The 20,053-nt window shown below is 32.7% G+C and carries 18 protein-coding genes; 2 read left to right on the top strand and 16 right to left on the bottom strand.

The features are described 5' to 3' along the window. Positions 1 to 18 precede the first annotated feature (18 nt). The 8 genes from O0955_RS17695 to O0955_RS17660 all read right to left on the bottom strand — a co-directional run bounded on the left by O0955_RS17695 (position 19) and on the right by O0955_RS17660 (position 9,691). A complete protein-coding gene (locus O0955_RS17695) occupies positions 19 to 756 on the bottom strand; it encodes a CPBP family intramembrane glutamic endopeptidase (RefSeq protein ID WP_269428894.1) in 738 nt (245 codons plus the stop codon). A gap of 538 nt (positions 757 to 1,294) precedes the next feature. Beyond that, the gene (locus O0955_RS17690) at positions 1,295 to 1,450 is read right to left on the bottom strand and encodes a hypothetical protein (RefSeq protein ID WP_269428893.1); all 156 of its coding nucleotides are present in this window, start codon (positions 1,448 to 1,450) and stop codon (positions 1,295 to 1,297) included. 285 nt (positions 1,451 to 1,735) lie between these two features. Continuing rightward, entirely contained in the window at positions 1,736 to 2,380 is a 645-nt protein-coding gene (locus tag O0955_RS17685; RefSeq protein ID WP_269428892.1) for a hypothetical protein, read from the bottom strand. A 1-nt stretch (position 2,381) separates the two neighbouring features. Beyond that, on the bottom strand, positions 2,382 to 2,939 hold the full coding sequence (locus O0955_RS17680) for a hypothetical protein (RefSeq protein ID WP_269428891.1): 558 nt from the start codon (positions 2,937 to 2,939) through the stop codon (positions 2,382 to 2,384). Between the two features lie 604 nt (positions 2,940 to 3,543). Continuing rightward, the gene (locus tag O0955_RS17675) at positions 3,544 to 4,842 is read right to left on the bottom strand and encodes an HlyD family secretion protein (RefSeq protein WP_269428890.1); all 1,299 of its coding nucleotides are present in this window, start codon (positions 4,840 to 4,842) and stop codon (positions 3,544 to 3,546) included. Beyond that, positions 4,832 to 7,033, bottom strand: coding sequence for a peptidase domain-containing ABC transporter (locus O0955_RS17670; protein ID WP_269428889.1), 2,202 nt, complete (start codon positions 7,031 to 7,033; stop codon positions 4,832 to 4,834). The genes O0955_RS17675 and O0955_RS17670 overlap by 11 nt, the downstream gene beginning before the upstream one ends. Positions 7,034 to 7,708: 675 nt before the next feature. Then, positions 7,709 to 7,924: a TIGR04139 family peptide modification target gene (locus O0955_RS17665; protein ID WP_269428888.1), complete on the bottom strand. Its 216-nt coding sequence runs from the start codon at positions 7,922 to 7,924 to the stop codon at positions 7,709 to 7,711. A gap of 660 nt (positions 7,925 to 8,584) precedes the next feature. Next, a complete protein-coding gene (locus O0955_RS17660; protein ID WP_269428887.1) occupies positions 8,585 to 9,691 on the bottom strand; it encodes a Fic family protein in 1,107 nt (368 codons plus the stop codon). 153 nt (positions 9,692 to 9,844) lie between these two features. Here O0955_RS17660 and O0955_RS17655 point away from each other — a divergent pair, with 153 nt between their 5' ends. Next, positions 9,845 to 10,072, top strand: coding sequence for a hypothetical protein (locus O0955_RS17655; RefSeq protein ID WP_269428886.1), 228 nt, complete (start codon positions 9,845 to 9,847; stop codon positions 10,070 to 10,072). Positions 10,073 to 10,160: 88 nt separating this feature from the next. On the opposite strand, the gene O0955_RS17650 is transcribed toward O0955_RS17655, so the two are convergent. The 7 genes from O0955_RS17650 to mnmE all read right to left on the bottom strand — a co-directional run bounded on the left by O0955_RS17650 (position 10,161) and on the right by mnmE (position 16,799). Continuing rightward, the gene (locus O0955_RS17650) at positions 10,161 to 10,787 is read right to left on the bottom strand and encodes a DUF4391 domain-containing protein (RefSeq protein WP_269428885.1); all 627 of its coding nucleotides are present in this window, start codon (positions 10,785 to 10,787) and stop codon (positions 10,161 to 10,163) included. A 173-nt stretch (positions 10,788 to 10,960) separates the two neighbouring features. Continuing rightward, positions 10,961 to 12,181: a primase-helicase family protein gene (locus O0955_RS17645; protein WP_269428884.1), complete on the bottom strand. Its 1,221-nt coding sequence runs from the start codon at positions 12,179 to 12,181 to the stop codon at positions 10,961 to 10,963. Positions 12,182 to 12,343: 162 nt separating this feature from the next. Further along, positions 12,344 to 12,688 carry a helix-turn-helix domain-containing protein gene (locus O0955_RS17640; RefSeq protein ID WP_269428883.1) on the bottom strand — a complete coding sequence of 115 codons (345 nt, stop codon included), beginning with the start codon at positions 12,686 to 12,688 and terminating at the stop codon, positions 12,344 to 12,346. Between the two features lie 86 nt (positions 12,689 to 12,774). Beyond that, entirely contained in the window at positions 12,775 to 13,710 is a 936-nt protein-coding gene (locus O0955_RS17635; protein WP_269428882.1) for a hypothetical protein, read from the bottom strand. 6 nt (positions 13,711 to 13,716) lie between these two features. Next, the gene (locus O0955_RS17630) at positions 13,717 to 14,844 is read right to left on the bottom strand and encodes a site-specific integrase (RefSeq protein WP_269428881.1); all 1,128 of its coding nucleotides are present in this window, start codon (positions 14,842 to 14,844) and stop codon (positions 13,717 to 13,719) included. Continuing rightward, positions 14,841 to 14,999, bottom strand: a complete 159-nt coding sequence (locus O0955_RS18230) for a helix-turn-helix domain-containing protein (protein ID WP_428982472.1) — start codon at positions 14,997 to 14,999, stop codon at positions 14,841 to 14,843. The genes O0955_RS17630 and O0955_RS18230 overlap by 4 nt, the downstream gene beginning before the upstream one ends. A gap of 441 nt (positions 15,000 to 15,440) precedes the next feature. Next, complete coding sequence (mnmE, locus tag O0955_RS17625) at positions 15,441 to 16,799, bottom strand: tRNA uridine-5-carboxymethylaminomethyl(34) synthesis GTPase MnmE (RefSeq protein ID WP_269428880.1); 1,359 nt, start codon at positions 16,797 to 16,799, stop codon at positions 15,441 to 15,443. A gap of 207 nt (positions 16,800 to 17,006) precedes the next feature. Here mnmE and O0955_RS17620 point away from each other — a divergent pair, with 207 nt between their 5' ends. After that, positions 17,007 to 18,134 carry an AI-2E family transporter gene (locus O0955_RS17620; protein ID WP_269428879.1) on the top strand — a complete coding sequence of 376 codons (1,128 nt, stop codon included), beginning with the start codon at positions 17,007 to 17,009 and terminating at the stop codon, positions 18,132 to 18,134. 145 nt (positions 18,135 to 18,279) lie between these two features. Here O0955_RS17620 and argS read toward each other — a convergent pair whose 3' ends face one another. Continuing rightward, a complete protein-coding gene (gene argS, locus O0955_RS17615) occupies positions 18,280 to 20,052 on the bottom strand; it encodes an arginine--tRNA ligase (RefSeq protein ID WP_269428878.1) in 1,773 nt (590 codons plus the stop codon). Position 20,053: the final 1 nt, after the last annotated feature.

Genomic DNA, 20,053 nt, shown 5'->3' with positions numbered 1-20,053 from the left:
CGCCTGAACCTACTTAAATTATAAAATTCGAATGATGGCATTCAATACGTTGATGGTATTGTGGGCGAGAGCAGAATAAATCAGATTTCCAGACAACTTTCTAAGTATACCAACACTTAATGATGAAATTAAGGTTAGGTAAACAATAGTCATTATATCGAATTTAAAGGCATGATTTTCTGTAAGAAATACACCGTGAACAACTCCAAAAAGAAGGGTGACAATAATAAATCCCCAGCCAAATTTTACGCCCTTAAATGTCCATTTCGGGATAAATAATTTATCAAGCAACCATAAACTTATTCCTCTAAAAGCAATTTCCTCGGTTAAACCTGGCATCGTTGCCTGAAAAGTGAAAGTTTCCAAATCAAAATGCCCCCCTTTCGGAAATAAAATCATTTTGAAAATTAAATCGAAAAGTAAAAATCCAAAGAAAAATAAAAGACCAGTTTTTACTTGTTCTTTAGAATTGGTTTTTGTTGTAAAGCCAATTTCCTGACGATCGGATTTTGAAACAGAATAAATAATGATCAGGGATACGGCTAAGCTTAAAATCTTTCCAATCCATGTAAATTTAAGTCCTAAAAAATCCAGACTAAAATATGCTCTTGATAATTGCTGAATATAACAATCTGCTAGAAAATACAGTATAAAGAACGCCAGGTATTTAAGCTTGCCTTTTTCTGATTTGACAAGTGCAATAATGATAATTGGCAGAATAATGAGAATCCAAATAAGTGGTGTTAATAGTGACATATCTTTTATAATTTTTATCAAAACTATATACCACTTAGATGGAATAAAAAAGCTACCGACGAAAATCGGTTTTTTGCCGACGGAAGATTATTATTTAAGGATTAGCACCGTTTTTAAGGAATTTGTAGAAATTATTGAAAAAACTCTCATAGTTATTTGGCTATACTTATGTTTGTACTCTTAATAACTACGCAACGAACTTACCAAATACATAATGGCTCTTCCAGAAGTAATGGGTAACCACAATACTGTAAAAATTTCAGCTGTTTCGGCAAATGAAAAAAGATGGAATAGAAAAAGACAAATATCAAACAGCCGAAATTACTTGTGCAAAAGCGGCTTTTCTTATAGCTTTAGTTGCTTTATGTATTACAATTAATGCCTTAATGATTTATTTTAGATATCTTTTAATGTATAACATATTGTATCGGTTCGTCTTGATGATTTGATTATTACAGTTCCTTTTTCGTCCAAAAACAGTTGGAAAGAACCGCCATAAGTTTCGGGTTACCAACTGGTAACAAAATGCCCTTCTTTGTCATAAACCTGAATAACTTGAGAAGCCATCACCTATAATAATATTGCCCAAATCATCAACCACAAACCACTGAACATCAGACATTTGGTATTCTTTTCCCTGCTTATAAATAATCCCTACTACTACCCAACTTGCAATCTGCCAGATAATTAGCAATATCCCAATGCCTTTTAAGATTTAAATATTACATTTTTCATACGCAATTGCTTATTCTGCTATATCTATACGCTTTTAACAGCAAATATTTACCTTTACAATGACATTTTGCTTGTTTGTTTTCCTATTTTTCTTAGACAATTATTTTGAAAGTCAATCCCTAATTATTAAACTCTTTTAAAAAGGAAATTACATCTAGAAAAATCAATCTCTTTTTTTTCATATAAAAAACTGTTTGACTTATGTCTACATTTCTCTCTCATACAGCCATAAATGTTTCATAATTTATTGCAATTCAAATTCTATATAAACCAGCATTTTTCCGTCTGTAGAAACCATCCTTATTTCTTTGTTTTTTCTGGCTCCAAAACCAGCTCCTATATTCAAGCTTTCTTTTAAAACAAATGGCTTAAAACGGGAAAATACACTGTCTTTGTTCTTTAAAATCAGTTGCATTTTATCATTAATAATATCTCTTGGAAACGGCATTGTAAATTGTCCTGAACCAATAAATGTTGATGATGGTGCTTTGGTAGTAAACGGATTAAAACTCTTATCAATTTCTGCATAAATAATACTGTCTTTTAAGTTTACTATTTGCAGTTTATACTCTTCGTTGGCTTTTTCCAGGTAATAATCTCCAGCACCATTTGGCGAAAGCATATCATTCTTCTCCCTTTCTTTATACCATTTTTTCAATGAACGATTTTCCAAAGTATCGATGTCTGCCTGGTTGAAAAAATCGTTTTTATACAATCGGATGTTGGTTATTTTTGCAGATTGTAAATCTTCTCCTTTTTTATATTCATTCCATTCGTCCCAGATTACGGGCCAAATCTGAACAACGAGAAAAGTAAGTGCAACCAAGCCGAAAAATGCAATACCCGAAAGCAGGAAACCATTCAGTAATTTTTTAGTGAATTTTTCCATTTTAATTATATTCAAAATTTAAAACCAAATACACCATCATTTTACCGTCGGTTGAGATTTGTTTCACTTCAATTTGGTTTGATTTTAAAACATCATTTTTCATTTCTTTCGGAAGATAATCCTTAAATCGAAAAGCTGGAAAACGTGATAATTCTTGCTCAGTATCTTTTAAATAGCCGAGATAAAAAGCACTTTCATATTTTTCTGATGGAATTTTTGGGGTTTCATCCAAACCAAATTTTGATAAAAACGGAGCCGGTAAAATTCCGTTTGCTACGTTGGAACTGGCATAATTAATTTGGTCATCTTCAGCAATAAGCGAAAACCCATATTGATGTGAAACATCAAGATCGTCTTTTAAGAAATGTCCGTTTTTATACACCCTGATTTCTGAAATGCCATATTCCAATTTTCGAATTTCGTATTGTTGCGTTTCATCATTTTTAAATGCCGGAATGACTTCTTTTTTAAGAAGCATAAAGCCAAATCCACAAAAGAACAGAATGGAAAGCCCCAGGAAAATATGAAGAAGTCGTGTGGTAAATTTTGATATTTGCATATGTATGTTTGAGCTACAATAATAATCAAAAACTACATGCAATATAAACTTGTTTTGGTAGCACCACTTGATTTGGTAGATATGCTCTCCTCTTGTGGTTCAAAAATAAAATCAATCACTTCATTTACTTTCCCAATCGTATTTGGTGGAATGACTTAAAATGATTTTCATCATTTATTAAAGCTTTACCTGAATATCCTATGTTGAAAGAATATTGACTTTGTAATTCGAAATTAGTTACATATTTTAGATTCTTTCTTTTTACAAATTGTTTCAACCTTCAATCGCTTCTCTTTGTTTTGAGCCTTCTCTTAGATTTTAATGGTATTGCTTTCATTTTTAGTTCATAATGACAAGCTATAGCAGGACAAGACAGATGTTTGGATTTATGACTATCCTGGGATATACCAATAAATTTGCCCCCTGAAAAACCTGATTAAGTTGGACAGACTGCTGAAATAGAGAAAATCTTCAAAAGGGTAAATGCCAAAAATAAGTAGGTCTTGTTTTTGAAAAAATTAACAAGACTACAGATTCTCGCCCTTTGTAGGCACTATACTTTTTTTTGGGGGATGAATCTTGAGGCTAATTAAAAGTTCTACTCCTAATATCCTAAAAGTTTTCTGATCTGATAAAAAAATCTTTCAATTAATCGTAAATCTTGAGTAACTATCTCGGCATTTCCCTTTAATTCTTTATCAAATGGTAGTGTTTTTTTGTATGAGGTATTCAATCCGTTAGACAATAAAACATCAACATAATAATTGCCTCTATCATCAGGTGTAAAAGATATATTTTGAACTTTACCTGTTACAATACCATACTCCTGAAATCGATAATTATCCAATTTAATCAATACCTTTTCGCCCCGAGTGACTTTGCCTGAATTGGCAGCAGCTACAAACATCCTTCCTATCAATACTTTTTTATCATCAGGTAGAATAGATAATATTGGTTCGCCGTTTTTGACAAATTGATTTTCGCCCCAAAATTGCTGAAAACTAGCCACCCCATTTGTTGATGATATTAGCAAATAATTATGCTCCCATGCTCTTAACGATTTTCTTAATTGCTCAAATAGCTGCAAAGTTTGTGATGCAAAATTAATTTTATCTTTTTCTGTATTTATATTGGTGCCGCTTTTGGTTTTATTAAGATTAAAAATGGCTTCTTCAGTTTGAGATATAGAAATATCCAGGTTTTCTAAACTTTGTTGCGCTTGCAACGATTTAATCTTTTCGTTCTCAAATTCGTAAGTAGAAATTACTTTTTGATTAAAAAGTTGAATTGCTCGTTGATAATTCTTTTTTACCAATTCATACTTCTCAGTCTCTAACTTTTTTTGACTATTTAAGGTAACCATCCTGCTTTTATAAGTTGACAAATTCTGTGCTGTTGCTACATTTTCAGGGGCATATGGCCTAAGTGTTGTAAATAATTTCTCATCTTGAAAAGCCTTGGCAAAATTGTTATAATCGCTTTGCAGTTCTCCTAATTTATACTTTGAAATTTCGTTAACCGGAAAGTTAATCAATTCATCAGATGAAATTGTATCAATTATATTTTTTAGCTTTAAAATATCTATATAATTTGCTGTTGATTGCAGTACCATTAATACCTCATTTTTACTTACTTTTTGATGATCTTTGATGAATATTTTTTCAATTTTTGTTTCGATTCTAGCTTGTAATTTTTCCGGTGGATTTAGAGAAGTTACTATAATGGGTGCAGGTACAAATTCAGGATATTTGATGAAATAACTCATTAATAAAATCATAAAAATAATACCTAAAATAATAACACTTCCCCAACGAAACATCCAATGTGGTGGTTCTGCTAAAACTTCTTGAACAGCTTCTGATCTAAGTTCTATTTCATCTAATATATTACTTTTAGTTTCCAAGTTCTAGCTGATTTTTAATTAGTCTATAATATTCGCCTCTCTTTGCCACCAAATCTATATGAGTACCTTCTTCCACAACTATACCTTTATCTAACACTATAATTTTATCGGCATGTTTTACTGTTGAAAGCCTATGTGCGATTACCACCGCCGTTTTACCTTTAAAAAATTGTTTTAAATTTTCAATAATCACTTTTTCATTATTGGCATCTAAAGCACTTGTTGCCTCATCAAAAAAGATATAATCTGGAGATTTATAAACCGCTCTTGCAATAAACAATCTTTGTTTTTGTCCTCCACTAACCCCAACCCCCTCATTACCAATTTTGGTATTATAACTTAAGGGTAAATCTTCAATAAAGCTTTTTACGTTCGCAATTTCTACTGCTTTTTTTAATTTTTGCTTATCAATTATATCTTCACCAATGCCAATATTATTTGCGATAGTGTCATTAAATACATAGCTCTCTTGCATTACTACACCACAGTTCTCTCGCCAATGCCTAGGAGATATTGTTTTTAAATCTGTATTACCAATTTTTACATCACCTTCAATCGGGTCGTAAAATTTTGTAAGTAGTTTTAGTAAAGTAGTCTTACCGCTGCCGCTTGCTCCAACTATTGCTGTTGTTTTTTGATAAGGGATGGTTAGGTTTAAAGCCTTAAAAACAAAGGCATGAGATCCATTATACCGGTATGAAACATTATCTAAAACAATATCTTTTTTAGGGATATCTGTAGTATATTCTTCATCGTTAACTTCCTCGTTTTCTTTATTGTGTATTTCACCCAATCGCTCTAATGAAATTTTGGCATCTTGTGTTTGTTTAATAAAATCAATCAATTGTATTAAAGGATTATTGAGTTGCCCGATAATGTATTGTACCGATAACATCATACCTAAAGTCAGGTTGCCACTTATCACCAATTTTGCAGCAATAAAACTCACCAAAATATCTTTAACTTGATTAATGAAACCGCCACCTACTGATTGCCATTGCTCTAATGAAAGTGCTTTGATTTTTATTTTAAATAATTTTATTTGTAAAAACTCCCAGCCCCATCTTTTTTGCTTTTCGGCATTGTGCATTTTGATTTCTTGCATGCCGTTGATTAGCTCAATTACTGTACTCTGCTCCTGTGAAACTCGTGAGAACATTTTGTAATTTAAATCTTTCCTTTTTTTAAGGAAGAAGGTTATCCAAGCTATATATAAAATAGCTCCAACCATATACACTACAAATAAACGATAATCGTATAACAACAAAATAATGCTAAAAATGATCAAATTAATCATTGAAAACAGCGTATTAAGAGACGAATTGGTTAATAGTTGCTCAATTGTATGATGGTCGTTAATGCGTTGCATAATGTCACCCGTCATCCTGGTATCAAAAAAGCTTATGGGCAATTTCATTAATTTGATAAAAAAATCAGAAATGATGGAGATATTAATTCGGGCAGATAAATGTAACAAAATCCAGCTCCGGATAATTTCTATTCCCATTTTGCCAGTAAATAGCATTATTTGAGCTAACAAAACCAGATATATAAAGTTAATATCCTGGTTTTGAATACCAACATCTACAATACTTTGTGTCAGCAAGGGAAAAATAAGTGAAAGTAAACTGCCAGCCACTAAGCCAACTGCTAATTGCCAAACTAATGATTTATATTTTTTAAGATATTTGGTAAGAAAAGAAAAACTAGCTCTACTTTCCTTATCATCATATTCATTTTCGTAAAATGTAAGGGTAGTTTCTAAAACTAACGCAATGCCCTCTTCAGTAGTTTCGTTTGCATTTTCACCGATCCAATGTTTAATAAATTCCTCTTTAGTGTAGGTAAGTAAACCATAACTTGGGTCAGAGATATAAACTTTTTCAGCTTTATCAATATGATAAACAACTACATAATGGTTTTTATTCCAATGTACAATGCACGGCAAAGGCGCATCAGTAGCCAACGTATTAAAATCTATTTTTACACCTAATGTTTTAAAGCCTAAATGTTCTGCCGCATTACTAAGCCCCAGTAAACCACTTCCTTCTCTCGTCGTTTCAGATAGTGTTCTGATTTGCTGTAAACTAATATTTTTTTGATAGTGCTTTGCAATAATACGCAAGCAAGTTGGACCACAGTCTTTGGCATCAGGTTGTTTAAAGAAAGGGAAATTTTTAGACTTCTTCATTTTTTGTTATGTGCCGCATATTCTAATTGCAATGTGTAAGTAATGCATCCATCATAGTCTATAAGCATTAAGTGTAATCTTTCCAGTTATGGATTTAATAATTGTTTCATTTAAACCCACTTTCTTGGCTTTATCTAAAACTAATGGTTTATTTACATGTCTTTCTGTTTCCAAAGTTTTTATTACGTATCTGATGTTGGTGCTTTTGTATATGACTTGTTATAAAGAACTTCAAACTGAAATTTTTAAATTTTATACACCCTTATCTATATCATGTATTTTCAATTTCATCAATAAAAAACAATTACAGTGGCTTTAATATAAATTCTCTAATTGTTAAACTTTAATCTATAAAACCCCCTCTTCATTAACACCTATAAACTGTTTATCCATACCTACTAGCCATATAATTAAATCATTAGTGGTTATTTCTCGATTTTTAATAATATTTAATGTCATTTACTGATTTGGATTTTAAATTATTATAGATTTTAAAAAGCCCCATCATCGTGGGGCTTTTTATTTATAAAACTACATGATTTAGGAAAATTAAATCAACTATAGTTCGATGAGATCAATCTTCACCGCTAATAAAATTTAAGTCTGCAAGCTTTTCGTTTTTTAAAAAGAGAAGCTCTCCATTCCACTTAATTTTTTATTACATTGAATTGATTATTAGCAATATTGATTATTACAATCGCTAAATCTAGCGCACCATTTGCCATTATAATAGTAATCGACCAATTGACATCCGTTTTCGTCTCTAAGGTTAGACACGATATACTTAGGCCCCCCAGCTAAACCACCTAATACAGCTTTAGAACTTTCTAAATCTAGCTTCTTGTTTTCCAATGAAGACAGGCTTTTTTGCATCCCTTTTAAATTTATCATTTTTGTTAAAATTTAATATTTGATTGATAAGCGCCAACTTACCCTGGCGTTTGGGTTTTGGTTAAATTGCTATTTATAATAAAATCAGTTATACGTCTACAAAAAATATTAATATAAATTGCTAACTACCGCGGTATAAATTTAATTTGCTAGCACTACCGCCATAATTTATTTTAAAGTTGAGCATAAACACTTGGGGATGCAAAGCTCGTTTTATATTTGTTGGGTTTCAATAAATATTCGTAACGCTTACCAACAAATGTGCTTGCACAAACTAATTTGATTCACTTCATTCCGCCAATTTTAAAGCATAGAAAAATCAATTACAAACCAGTTGTTTGCTAACCACTTGTTTTTGATGAGATGGGTCAATGCTTTGTGGTTTTTAAGCGAAGTTATTTCTCTGAGTTTAAAAAAACTGTAAGAGTTCAGTTTTGAGGGACAAATGGGGGACAAATTTTACCAAAACAAATCAAAACTTGAAAAATAAAAATGAAATTAACTTCAATTAATCAGTTAATTATCAACAATTTAGTTTGTTTTAATTTGTTCTGTTTTGCGAATCTATTTCCAACGATACAGAAAGTGAAGTAGTTATGATTATCAACAAGTTAAATAGCTTAAGATACAAAATCGGTACAAATTTTAAATATTATCTTATTAATACCCATCCACAAGTATATAATTTGTACTCCTTCCACCTGCTAAATCTTTTACTAATATACCCTTATTTACAAGATCTTGAATATCCCTTGCAGCGGTATCTTGGGAACATTTTGCAATTTTTGCCCATTTCGACGAAGTTAATTTCCCTTCAAAACCATCTAAAAATTTGCCAAGCATTAATTTTTGTCTTTCATTAAATGTATCCGCTTCTACTTTTCCTAAAATCTTTGACTTTAGCATCACTGAATTTAGTGTGATAGCAGTTGCATCTATTGCGCTATTTAAACAGTTAAGAAACCAGCTTAACCATAATGTAATGTCTAGATTACCTGATTGGGTTTTCTCAAGTATATCATAATATTTTTTTCGTTCTAACCTAATCTGAGCTGACATACTATAAAACCTTCTGGCTGTCTGATCTGCCCTAGCAAGTTGCATATCGGCTATTGCTCTAGATATCCTTCCGTTTCCATCATCAAAAGGGTGAATTGTTAAAAACCAAAGGTGTGCAATGCCGGCTTTTATAATTGGATCTAAGCTCATTTCATTATTGAACCAATCCATAAATTGCTGCATTTCATTTGCTAATAATACCGAATCTGGTGCTTGGTAATGCACTTTTTCTTTCCCCATTGCACCCGAAATAACTTGCATTGGGTCATTTTTCTCATTTTCTCTCCATCTGCCAACTACAATTTTAACCATACCACTTCTACCTGCCGGGAACAAGGATGAATGCCATCCAAACAATCTATCAGTTGTTAGCTCTGCATTATAATTTTGCGTAGCATCAAGCATCATCTCCACAATACCATCTACATCTCTATCAGATGGTATTGAGCCGCCTATTTCAATTCCCAACCTCCTAGCAATAGAAGATTTCACTTGGTCATTATCTAGCTTTTCCCCTTCAATCTCACTAGTTTTTATTACATCTTTGGTAAGTGTTTGTAATACGGCTTCATTTTGCAGATCGAAACCTAACTTTTCCATTTGCCCCAACAATTTACCTTGTCTAAGATGTACTTCACTAAGTAGCAATGCTAAATTAGAGGCATCCCAAGTAAAATTAGGCCATTGTTTGAGTTGATGTATATACATAAATCAAATTTAAGCTATTCTCCGCAAAAAACAATTTATTCTCCGCATTTTTTTGCGGAGAATAAGAAATTAATCTCCGCATTATTTCGGATAAATCTTTAGAACTATTAATTTTAAAAACTTTATTTCATCTATAACGCACATCCAACCCTCATGGCAAGATCAATAAGAAAAACCAAAATCTTTCCGATTACTACTGCAGAATCAGAGAAACATGATAAGAGACGCTGGAATAAAACGTTTAGGAAAGTATCCAAAAACTTAATAGGTGAAGGAAAAGAAGCACCTCATAAAATTCAAAGCGTTTCCAGTGCTTGGGACGGTGCAAAAGACGGTAAACGATACCGTAAAAATGCGACAGTGAGAGATATGAGAAAGTAAAGCGAGAACGGAAATGTTATTTCATTTAACTGATCACCTTTACTTGAGCGAAGAATTTAATTGAAAGTATAAGATAAGATCATCTCAATTACAACCTATCTTTCAACTCTTTCAGTTTTAAATTTAACTCAACCTTTTTATTAAACTGTTTACTTCTAGCAATAGCCAACTTAACTTTTTCAATCTCTCTGTTCAAGCTATCAATTTCCTTTTGAGTTGCTACCAATTCTTTTAAACCCTTTACAGTAGCCTTGACCTTATAAAATTGTTCACAAAAGGTTTTGTAAACCCAATCGATATCGTTTTTAAGTTCAATTTGAAACTCATTGTCATTCTCAGCAAACCAGTCTGTTGAATAAGTATAATCGATTACTGCTAGATCTTCATTTTTGGGGTTATTATGTTTAGGAGAAGTGGAGAGATATACAGATTTTCCATTTCTCACTATAAATATTATTGGGTATGGAATTGCTTTGTCAATAATGTTTAAAATACTTTTAATTTGTACTTTGTCTTTAAGCTCAATATTAAAGATTTGAATTTCTAATATTTCTTTCGATTGCAGGTTCGTAGTGTCAACCGATAACTTATTTAACCAAGTTATTCTTGAAACGTTATCTGCAAGTTCTCTTTTTTGCTTTGTATTCGTATATGAATCAAAAGCATTTTTTGGAATTAACTTATTTAGTTTCGTAGTTTCTGGGAGATTAAACATATGGAATAGCTACTTTTTTTGTTGTTTTGTTGATAAAACATTTTAATCATTTGAAAAACAAATACTTAAGCCATCAACATTCCGTCAACAATCCATCATTTTTTGTTGATGTTTGTTGACAGTTTGTTGATTATATAAATTATTAAAAATCAAATACATACACCACCACGTCATCAAACCAACAATATTTTTGATATCTCCGAACTATTGATTGAAAAGTACCTTCCCTTTAGTGGCAATTGGAATACTACGCCAGAGCTATCATATTTATATGTTACATAGTTGTAGGCATTGTCTTGTATCCTTAAATTCCAGTTATCAAGCACCCGTTTAATCTCGCCTCGGTTAACTTTAATGTTATTACTCCGCAATAACTCTATCACATCCTTGTTGGTGAAATTGAACTCTTCCAATTCAAATACATCTATGATCTCGCTTATGATTTCGCTTATGATTTCTAAGAGCTCGGTTTCTATCTTATTCCGAAACCTTCTTTTTATGAGTTTCAGCGAATCGGTAGTCAGATCTTCGGGCGAAAACCACATTCTACTTTTCTTTTCACAAGCAATCTTTCTGTTTTTTAAGAAATAAACAAAGGCAGGTACTTCCGCTTTAAGCTTATCGAGCATTACTGGATCAGCATTAGGCAAAGGCTGAACTTTTCTAATCCAATAGCGTGTTTCCAATGGATCGATGAAAATAAAATCCTCTTCATTATTTGAACAGAGTATAAATTTACCAAAGAACTCTACCTCCATCCGGTCAACACCCTTTGATTCCATTTTATAGGATCTGGCAGTAGAAAGGTTCTTAATTTTTTCCGAATCTTCTTTTCGGTCTAACAACACTTCGTCAACGGCGATAATTAATTTGTTTACCCACGAGTCATTAAAATTTGATCTGAAATCTTCGTTGTTGTTGTATGTCATGTTTGCTCCGAAAATCTCTTTCAACAAATTTAAGAAGGTAGTTTTGCCGGTACCTCTCTCTTTACTTACCAAGCATAAAATCGGTAGTCGTTCAGTTGGTTTTTGAAAAAGAATAGTGAGATAGTCGATGGCTATATCTATCTGCTCCAGAAAAATATGTTTCAGAAAAACCATGATAAAATCAAATTTGCCTTCAACTGGAACTATGCTTAATGGCTCATATTGATTATAAAAACCTTTATAGGCTCGCATATAATTCAAATGGTCTGGCATATTGCAGAAACCATCATATTTTGGCATTTTCTCATACAATTCAATCCACTTTTTTCCATAATCTTGCCTTATCACGTCAAGTGACCAGAGAGATAGGCATTCTACAAAATCGCCCGATAATAGAGATTTTTGAATTTTTTTATATAGAACAGTCCTAACCCTTATGTAAGGGAATTCATTATTTTCATTCATAAAATTGGTGTTGTTACTTTTAAGAAATGAAAACCTTATCTTTGAACTTGTAACATCAAGGAAAAGATTTACAAAAGAAATTTAAAAGCAAATACCTGCAAGTATTTGCTTTTTCAGTAAAACGGATTTTGATTTATTAGCATAAAATGATAGTTCAATTGCTTAGACAGCATAAAATCTATTTTTAAGCACATAACTAGCCGCTTCTTCTTCAATCTCCTCTATTGTTTTCTTACGTCCTTTTTTCAACCAGTTCATTAATTCTTGCTTTGTAAAGTACAACCTTTTACCTTTTTTTATAACAGGTATTTTACCAGCTGATGTTAGTGTGTAAACAGTTGCTTTAGCAAGGTTTAAAAATTTTGAAGCTTCATCTATCGTTAGAAAATCAGGAGACGGATTTTCATTTGTAGAAGCAGGATTTTCAGAAAGAACCTTTCTTACACTATTTTCTATTAGTGCAGATAATTCCTCTTTTTTAATTGATGTTAACATTAATTCGTTCATAGGATTATGTTTATGTGATAAATAATAACTAATGATTATTATCGCTAAACTATCCTATAATTATACCCCTAATCGGTTTTCGGGGCTTATTTCTTTTTAACTATGTGATACTTTAAAAATTCTGGAAGTGTTGGCCTTTTCTTTTTAGTTACTACACCCTTACCTTTAAAGACTTCATCTAAAGTAGGCCTTAAAATATCAATCTTACCTTCGGATGCAATCCTAAATCTTGCATTTATCCAATACTTGTAAGTAACTATATTTTTAGCATCAACTTTTTCATTTTTATGTAACTGATAAAAAATATCGGCGATTTGATTTTTTTGTCCTCGTAAAGTTAGATAGTCTAAACGTGGTCTTCCTGAGAATATATTAGCTAGTTCTTCTTTAACTTCTGAATGTTGGCCATATAAAACTAATGTGGAAAAAAAATCTACAATCTGATTAAACTCATTTTCATTTAAATTATACAACTTAACGTCTTCAATTCTATCAGGGTCTTTTAAATGAATAAATTGATCATAACTATCAAGCCGTAAGACTTTTTCATAATACACAATTTTATCATGAAAAAATTTCAAAAAATCATTTAAACAGTCTTGAATAATTGTATTTGCTAAATTTGGATACTTTGTAATTGTTTCCTTTGTAGAAAGTTCGTAAGCATAAAGAAGACGTAAAATCTTGCTAGCTTTCATAAATTCTAAAAAGACATTTATAAAATCCATTAAATTAATTTTCATAACTCTTAAGAATGAAAGCAAATCATCTGCATCTTGAATTACGCCAACAAATTTTAAAGGGCTAATTTCTAAATTGCTAGAAATGAAAGTAATCTCATACTTGACAGCGTTGACACTCATATTCCTTGCATCAAAATATCTCCTTGAAAGCATATGATAGATTATATAAAATCTTTCTGCAATGTCTTTAAATGAATTAGAAAAATGAGCCTTGGCGATAAAACTATCAAGTGAGTTATTTACTTCAATGTAAGCTACGGGACTATTTAAATCTTCCATGTAAATTTATAGAACAATACGTTTAGATGCATCAACTTTCTTTTTATCTATAACCTTTGCATAAACTTCTGTGGTTTTTAAATGCCTATGTCCTAAGAGTTTTGATACTGTATAAATATCTGTCCCCATAGTTAACTGCAAAGTAGCATAAGTATGCCTAAAACAGTGGAAAGTAATCTTCTTAGTTATTCCTGCACTCATTACCCAACGTGCCAATTGAACATTGGTATAAGCAGAATATTTCAAACCTTTAAAAACTCTATCTTCTAAATTACCTCTTTCGCCTAACTGGTCATAAGCTTGGTCAGCAATTGGCAGTGTTTCATTAGAACTTGTTTTTTGCTGTGTAAAACGAATAAAGTATCCGTCTTGCTCGGAATGCTGAACCTCTCTCCAAGTTAGCTTAATCATATCAGACCATCTTAAACCTGTTAAAGCACAAAATATAGATGCTCGTTTCAAAATGTTTGGTTCACAGTCGGTATCAAAAAGTGCTTTCAATTCCTCAATTGTAAGATATTCCCTTTCACTTTCTCCTTGCGGAATACCTTTAACTCGAAGAATTGGATTAATAGAAAACAATCGCTCTTCAAAAGCCTCTTTCACACAAGCTCTAAACTTATTAAAATAACTGTACTGGGAGTTTTGTGCTAATCCAACGGTATCAGATTTGAGGGATTTTACGTTTTTTAAAAATTCCTTAAAACCCTCACAAAATCTTTCATCTACTTCCCCAAACGTACATCTGCCACCTGTAAAAAGCTTTAAATATTTAAATGAGCCAAGCCAGTTATCAGAATTGCCTTTTGAGGAGTTACGTTTCTTAACCTTTTGCTCGAAATAGGCAAGAAAATCCATTTTTGAGGATAAACGGTCTGTAAAATCAAAGCTTTTATTAATGAACTGCAAACTTCTTTCAGCACGAATACTTTCTGCCTTTGTTTTACAGACATGATTATGTTCTTTCTGAATTGCATTTGTAGGTTTTTCAAAAAGATAAATTTTTAAAAACTCCCTACGAGTTTCTTTGCCTGTTTCGGGAATATAAACTGGTGGGTAAAAATCTAAATAAAGGCTTAATCGCCCATCATTCAATTTCTTTTCCCTTAGTTTAACTGTGTGGCTCTGCTTCATTCGTTTACAAATAATTTGTTTAACTCTACTCTTTGAATAATTTTTCGACCTCTTAAATTATGAGACGTTATAACCTTTTGATTTAGCAACCGCCAAAGAGTAGTCCTACTTATATTCAATAATTTACATGTATCTTGAATTGTTAAGTATTGCATTTCGGCAAGCTCTTTCTTAGGTTGTTCTATTCTTTTTTCAGTTTCTTGATTACTAGACTGAATTTTTAAAAGCTTGATTTTGCCCTTAAGATTTTTACCATTACAAGACCTACTACAAAATCGTGTAACTGTAGTCTTTGCAACAAATAATGTGTTACACTCTTCGCAAAATCTATTCAGTCTGATATTCGAACTCATTTAAATTGTTTCTATTTGTTTCTGCGTGTTTCCTGATGTTTCAGAATGTTTCATAATTTCTCCCAACCTTTTCAAAAGCTGTATTTATTTGTACTTTTTTAAAAATATCCTAATAAAGGTACAAATATTAACGAAAGGTACAAAAAAATAAAAAATCATCAAGAAATAAAAAACCTCATAATCATTGATTATAAGGTTTTTAATAGGTTTTAATTAGCGATTATTATCGTTATTTATCGTTTATTACTTTCCGATACAAAACTTCGTAAATATATTTTCCAGTAAATCGTCTGTAGTAACCGTACCTGTTATTTCTCCTAAATAATGTAAAGCTTGCTTAATATCCATAGCCAGAAAGTCAGAAGTAACTGGATTATCAACATTATCTAGCACCCTTTGCAAGGCATTTTCAGTTTGTTTAAGGGCTTCTACATGGCGGATATTGGTTACCAATGTTTCACTGGTATTAATATGATGCAGGTTAACCTGTTCTAATAAGGTTTCTTTTAATTCATCGATACCTGATTTTTCTTTAGCAGAGATGAAGACTACATTGAGTTTTGCAAATGCTTCATGCTGTTGGGGGCTTAATAAATCGGCTTTGTTTAAAAGAATTAAATAAGGAATTTCCAATTTATTTAGGCCCTTGAGCTGTTCTTCTATTTCTGCCGGCGTTTGGGCAACATCGGCCATGTAAATAATGAGCTTAGCCTGTTTCATTTTTTCAAGGGTGCGCTCTACACCTAAGGCTTCAATAATATCAGCCGTATCACGGATTCCGGCCGTATCGATAAAACGGAAAACAATGCCACCAATGGTTAATTCGTCTTCTATGGTATCACGGGTAGTACCGGCAATATCAGACACAATGGCCCTTTCTTCGTTTAATAAAGCATTCAACAAGGTGGATTTACCTACATTGGGTTTACCCGCAATTACAATAGGTACTCCGTTTTTGATTACGTTACCCAATTCAAAAGAAGAGATCAGGCGACGCAAAACGTAATTAATTTTGGTAACTAGGTTACGCAACTGATCGCGGTTGGCAAATTCTACATCTTCTTCGGCAAAATCGAGCTCCAATTCAATCATGGAAGCAAAATGAATCAATTGTTCCCGAAGGGCTTTAAGCTCATTGGCAAAACCACCACGCATTTGCTGCATGGCTACATCATGAGAAGCTTTAGAGTTAGATGCAATTAAATCGGCTACGGCTTCGGCCTGACTTAAATCAAAGGCTCCATTTAAAAAAGCACGTAAAGTAAATTCACCTGGTTTAGCCGCCCTTGCTCCTTTGCTGATTAACAGGCTAATAATTTGCTGAATAATATAGTTTGAACCATGACAAGAAATTTCCACTACGTTTTCTTTGGTATAAGATTTTGGAGCAACGTATAAACCTGCCACTACTTCATCAATAATCTGATCGCCATCTTTAACCAAACCAAAATGTAAAGTATGTGTGGTTTGTTTTTCTAAATCTTTACCTGCAAAAACCGTATTGGTCAGGCTGATGGCTTGGGGGCCTGAAAGACGGATGACGCCAATGGCACCTGAACCCGGAGGTGTTGATAAAGCAATGATAGTATCCTGATGATTCATATTATTCTCTGAAAGCTGCAAAAATAGGGTTTATCTATGGCTTTATCATTTATGATGGCTACTTTTTTATCATTTACCGGTTATAATTTAACAGAAGGAAATTGAAATAAAAGACCTTATTATTTATAAATTGTGGTTTCCATTGTGAATTGGGAAAACATTTTTAAATTAATGGTGTTTAAACCTGAAAATCAAATAAGCGATATTATGACCAACAACTTTCCTTTAACGGTTAAGCGATCGATAGAATTACTTGGCCTGATGGCCGTCGTAGCAGTAATTGTAATTGGCCGCGACATTATAATGCCCATATTAATGGCCTTTTTCGTTAGCATTATGCTGCTACCTGTTTATCGTTTTTTAAGAAGAAAAAAAGTACCCGAAAGTTTATCTATTATTTTACCCATTGTATTGGTTGCCCTTTTTGTTGGCCTTATTGTTTGGTTTTTTTCCAACCAGATTGGCGCTTTGGTGAAAGATTTTCCTCAAATTAAAAAGAATGTTGCTCTGCACTTAAAATCGCTGAGCGAATGGGTGAGCCAGCTTACCCACTACTCTACCACAGAGCAATTAAAATTTATAGATGATAAGAGCAACGACTTGCTGAACATGGGAGGTAAACTTGCTGGTGGGGCTGCATTAACCCTGAGCGGGGTATTTGTTTTTATTGGTTTATTACCGATTTACATCTATTTAATGCTTTTTTATAAAGACATTTTATTGAAATTTATTTTCATGTGGTTTAAAACGGATCATCATCCTAAAGTAAAGGAAGCCATTTATGAAACTGAATCGATTATAAAAAGTTACCTGATTGGTTTATTGATCCAGATTTCTTACATGACCATTTTGCTGGGTGGTATTTTAATGTTGATTGGTATAAAACATGCCTTATTAATTGGGGTAATATTTGCCATGTTAAACCTGATTCCTTATGTGGGTGCTTTAATTGGAAATATTATTGGTGTGCTGCTTACTTTAACTTCTTCGCAAGAGTTATGGCCTGTAGTAACTGTTTTAGGGGTTATTGCTTTTGTTCAGTTTTTGGATAACAATATTTTAATGCCACGAATTGTAGGCTCTAAAGTAAAAATTAATGCTTTATTTGCCATTTTAGGGGTATTTATTGGTGGAAGCATCGCGGGGGTATCAGGCATGTTTCTGGCCCTGCCTATTGTAGCTGTATTGAAAATTATTTTCGATCGTACCGAAATGTTTAAACAATGGGGTGTTTTATTGGGCGATGAACGACCTGCTAAAAGCCCAATGTCTTTCTCTTCATTCAGAAAGAAAAAACCAGTACCTGTTAAACCGGGTATTGAAAAGGAACTTTAAGATTGTAAAACATTTTAAAAGAAAAATCCCCTGTCGCATTGACCGGGGATTTTTTTTATTTTAAAGTTTATTTAATTAACCATGAGATACATACATTTCTGCAGGTACTTGTTAAATTCTTCAAACAAACTAAGCAATAACCAATCTACATACGCTCAGGCGAAGCAATGCCCAAAATTAACATGCCCGATTTAATAATATCGGCTGTTTTTTTACAAAGGTTTAAACGAAATTGTTTCTCCTCTCCTTCTTCTGTTTTCACAATTGGAGGTACGTCATGGTAAAACTTATTAAATAATTTGGCCAGTTCAAAAAGGTAATTAGCCAAGCTTGCCGGGCTATGTGCTTTAGCAGCGGTTTCTAGTTCTTCAGGATATTTAGCCAACTGTATAATCATTTCCAGCTCTACAGGCATTATGTTTCCGAAGTCTTGATTTCCGGTTTTAAACACATAACCTGCTTTACTCAATAAGGATTTAATACGGGCATGGGTATATTGAATAAATGGCCCGGTGTGCCCCTGAAAGTCAATACTTTCATTCGGATCGAAAAGTAAACGTTTTTTAGGTTCTACTTTTAAAAGAAAATATTTTAAAGCACCTAATCCAATATTTTTATATAATTCGTCTTTCTCCACATCTGTAAAATCATTGGTTTTACCCAATTCTTCAGTTTTTTCACGAGCCGTAGTAATCATATCACTGATTAATTCATCGGCATCAACCACCGTTCCTTCACGGCTTTTCATTTTTCCGTTTGGTAAATCAACCATACCGTAAGATAAATGATAGAGACCTTTTGCCCAGGTTTTACCCAGTTTTTCTAAAATGAGGAATAAAACCTTAAAATGGTAATCCTGCTCATTTCCAACAACATAAATGGATTCATCCATACCGAAATCTTCAAATTTCTTTTCGGCAGTACCCAAATCCTGTGTAATGTAAACCGAAGTTCCATCGGCACGTAAAACCAGTTTCTGATCTAAACCATCAGCGGTTAAGTCTATCCATACCGAACCATCCTCTTTTTTAAAGAAAACACCTTTTTCAAGACCTTCGTTAATGGTATCTTTTCCTAACAAATAGGTGTCACTTTCGTAATAAAATTTATCAAAATCAACGCCCAGATTTTTATAAGTTACATCAAAACCCTGATACACCCAACCATTCATTTTTTCCCAAAGTGCAATTACTGCTGCATCACCAGCTTCCCATTGTTGCAACATTTGCTGTGCTTCTTTAATAAGCGGGGCATTCTTTTTGGCATCTTCTTCAGTGCTGCCTTCAGCTTTCAGGGCTTCTATTTCTTTTTTATACTCTTTATCAAAAATCACATAATATTTCCCTACCAAATGATCGCCTTTTAAGCCAGAGCTTTCAGGTGTTTCACCATTGCCCCATTTTTGCCAGGCCAGCATTGATTTACAAATGTGAATTCCTCTGTCGTTAACTAAATTTACCTTTACTACTTCATAACCGTAAGCTTTAAGCAATTCGGCTACCGAATAACCCAATAAATTATTACGTACGTGGCCTAAATGCAAAGGTTTATTGGTATTTGGCGAAGAATACTCAACCATTACTTTTTTACCGTTGGGTTGGTATACACCAAAATCAGGGCTTAAAATTTCCTTGTTAAACAGGTTAAGAAAATAACTTTCGGCTATGCTTAAATTTAGAAATCCTTTAACGACATTAAATTTTGTAACCTCAGCAACATTGGCTACCAAATACTCACCAAGCTCATTTGCAGTTTGCTCAGGCAATTTTTTAGAGTAGCGTATAATTGGAAAAGCAACAATTGTTACCTGCCCTTCAAATTCTTTACGGGTTTCTTGTATGTTGATTACACTTTCAGCTACTTCTTCGTTGTAAAGTTTTTTAATGGCCTGCTGTGCTTCGGAAATAATAAAATTCATG

The sequence above is a fragment of the Pedobacter punctiformis genome (genome assembly GCF_027213715.1).
Taxonomy (GTDB): Bacteria; Bacteroidota; Bacteroidia; order Sphingobacteriales; family Sphingobacteriaceae; genus Pedobacter; species Pedobacter punctiformis.
This window is presented reverse-complemented; position numbering and strand designations above follow the sequence as displayed.

Excerpts from the sequence above, each read along its gene's own strand:
- O0955_RS17665 (WP_269428888.1), bottom strand. The coding sequence starts at position 7,924 with ATGATAAATTTAAAAGGGATGCAAAAAAGCCTGTCTTCATTGGAAAAC.
- O0955_RS17695 (WP_269428894.1), bottom strand. The coding sequence starts at position 756 with ATGTCACTATTAACACCACTTATTTGGATTCTCATTATTCTGCCAATT.
- O0955_RS17645 (WP_269428884.1), bottom strand. The coding sequence starts at position 12,181 with ATGAATGAAAATAATGAATTCCCTTACATAAGGGTTAGGACTGTTCTA.
- O0955_RS17660 (WP_269428887.1), bottom strand. The coding sequence starts at position 9,691 with ATGTATATACATCAACTCAAACAATGGCCTAATTTTACTTGGGATGCC.
- mnmE (WP_269428880.1), bottom strand. The coding sequence starts at position 16,799 with ATGAATCATCAGGATACTATCATTGCTTTATCAACACCTCCGGGTTCA.
- O0955_RS17650 (WP_269428885.1), bottom strand. The coding sequence starts at position 10,787 with ATGTTTAATCTCCCAGAAACTACGAAACTAAATAAGTTAATTCCAAAA.
- O0955_RS17630 (WP_269428881.1), bottom strand. The coding sequence starts at position 14,844 with ATGAAGCAGAGCCACACAGTTAAACTAAGGGAAAAGAAATTGAATGAT.
- O0955_RS17680 (WP_269428891.1), bottom strand. The coding sequence starts at position 2,939 with ATGCAAATATCAAAATTTACCACACGACTTCTTCATATTTTCCTGGGG.
- O0955_RS17640 (WP_269428883.1), bottom strand. The coding sequence starts at position 12,688 with ATGAACGAATTAATGTTAACATCAATTAAAAAAGAGGAATTATCTGCA.
- O0955_RS17670 (WP_269428889.1), bottom strand. The coding sequence starts at position 7,033 with ATGAAGAAGTCTAAAAATTTCCCTTTCTTTAAACAACCTGATGCCAAA.
- O0955_RS18230 (WP_428982472.1), bottom strand. The coding sequence starts at position 14,999 with ATGCAATACTTAACAATTCAAGATACATGTAAATTATTGAATATAAGT.
- O0955_RS17685 (WP_269428892.1), bottom strand. The coding sequence starts at position 2,380 with ATGGAAAAATTCACTAAAAAATTACTGAATGGTTTCCTGCTTTCGGGT.
- argS (WP_269428878.1), bottom strand. The coding sequence starts at position 20,052 with ATGAATTTTATTATTTCCGAAGCACAGCAGGCCATTAAAAAACTTTAC.
- O0955_RS17620 (WP_269428879.1), top strand. The coding sequence starts at position 17,007 with ATGACCAACAACTTTCCTTTAACGGTTAAGCGATCGATAGAATTACTT.
- O0955_RS17655 (WP_269428886.1), top strand. The coding sequence starts at position 9,845 with ATGGCAAGATCAATAAGAAAAACCAAAATCTTTCCGATTACTACTGCA.
- O0955_RS17635 (WP_269428882.1), bottom strand. The coding sequence starts at position 13,710 with ATGGAAGATTTAAATAGTCCCGTAGCTTACATTGAAGTAAATAACTCA.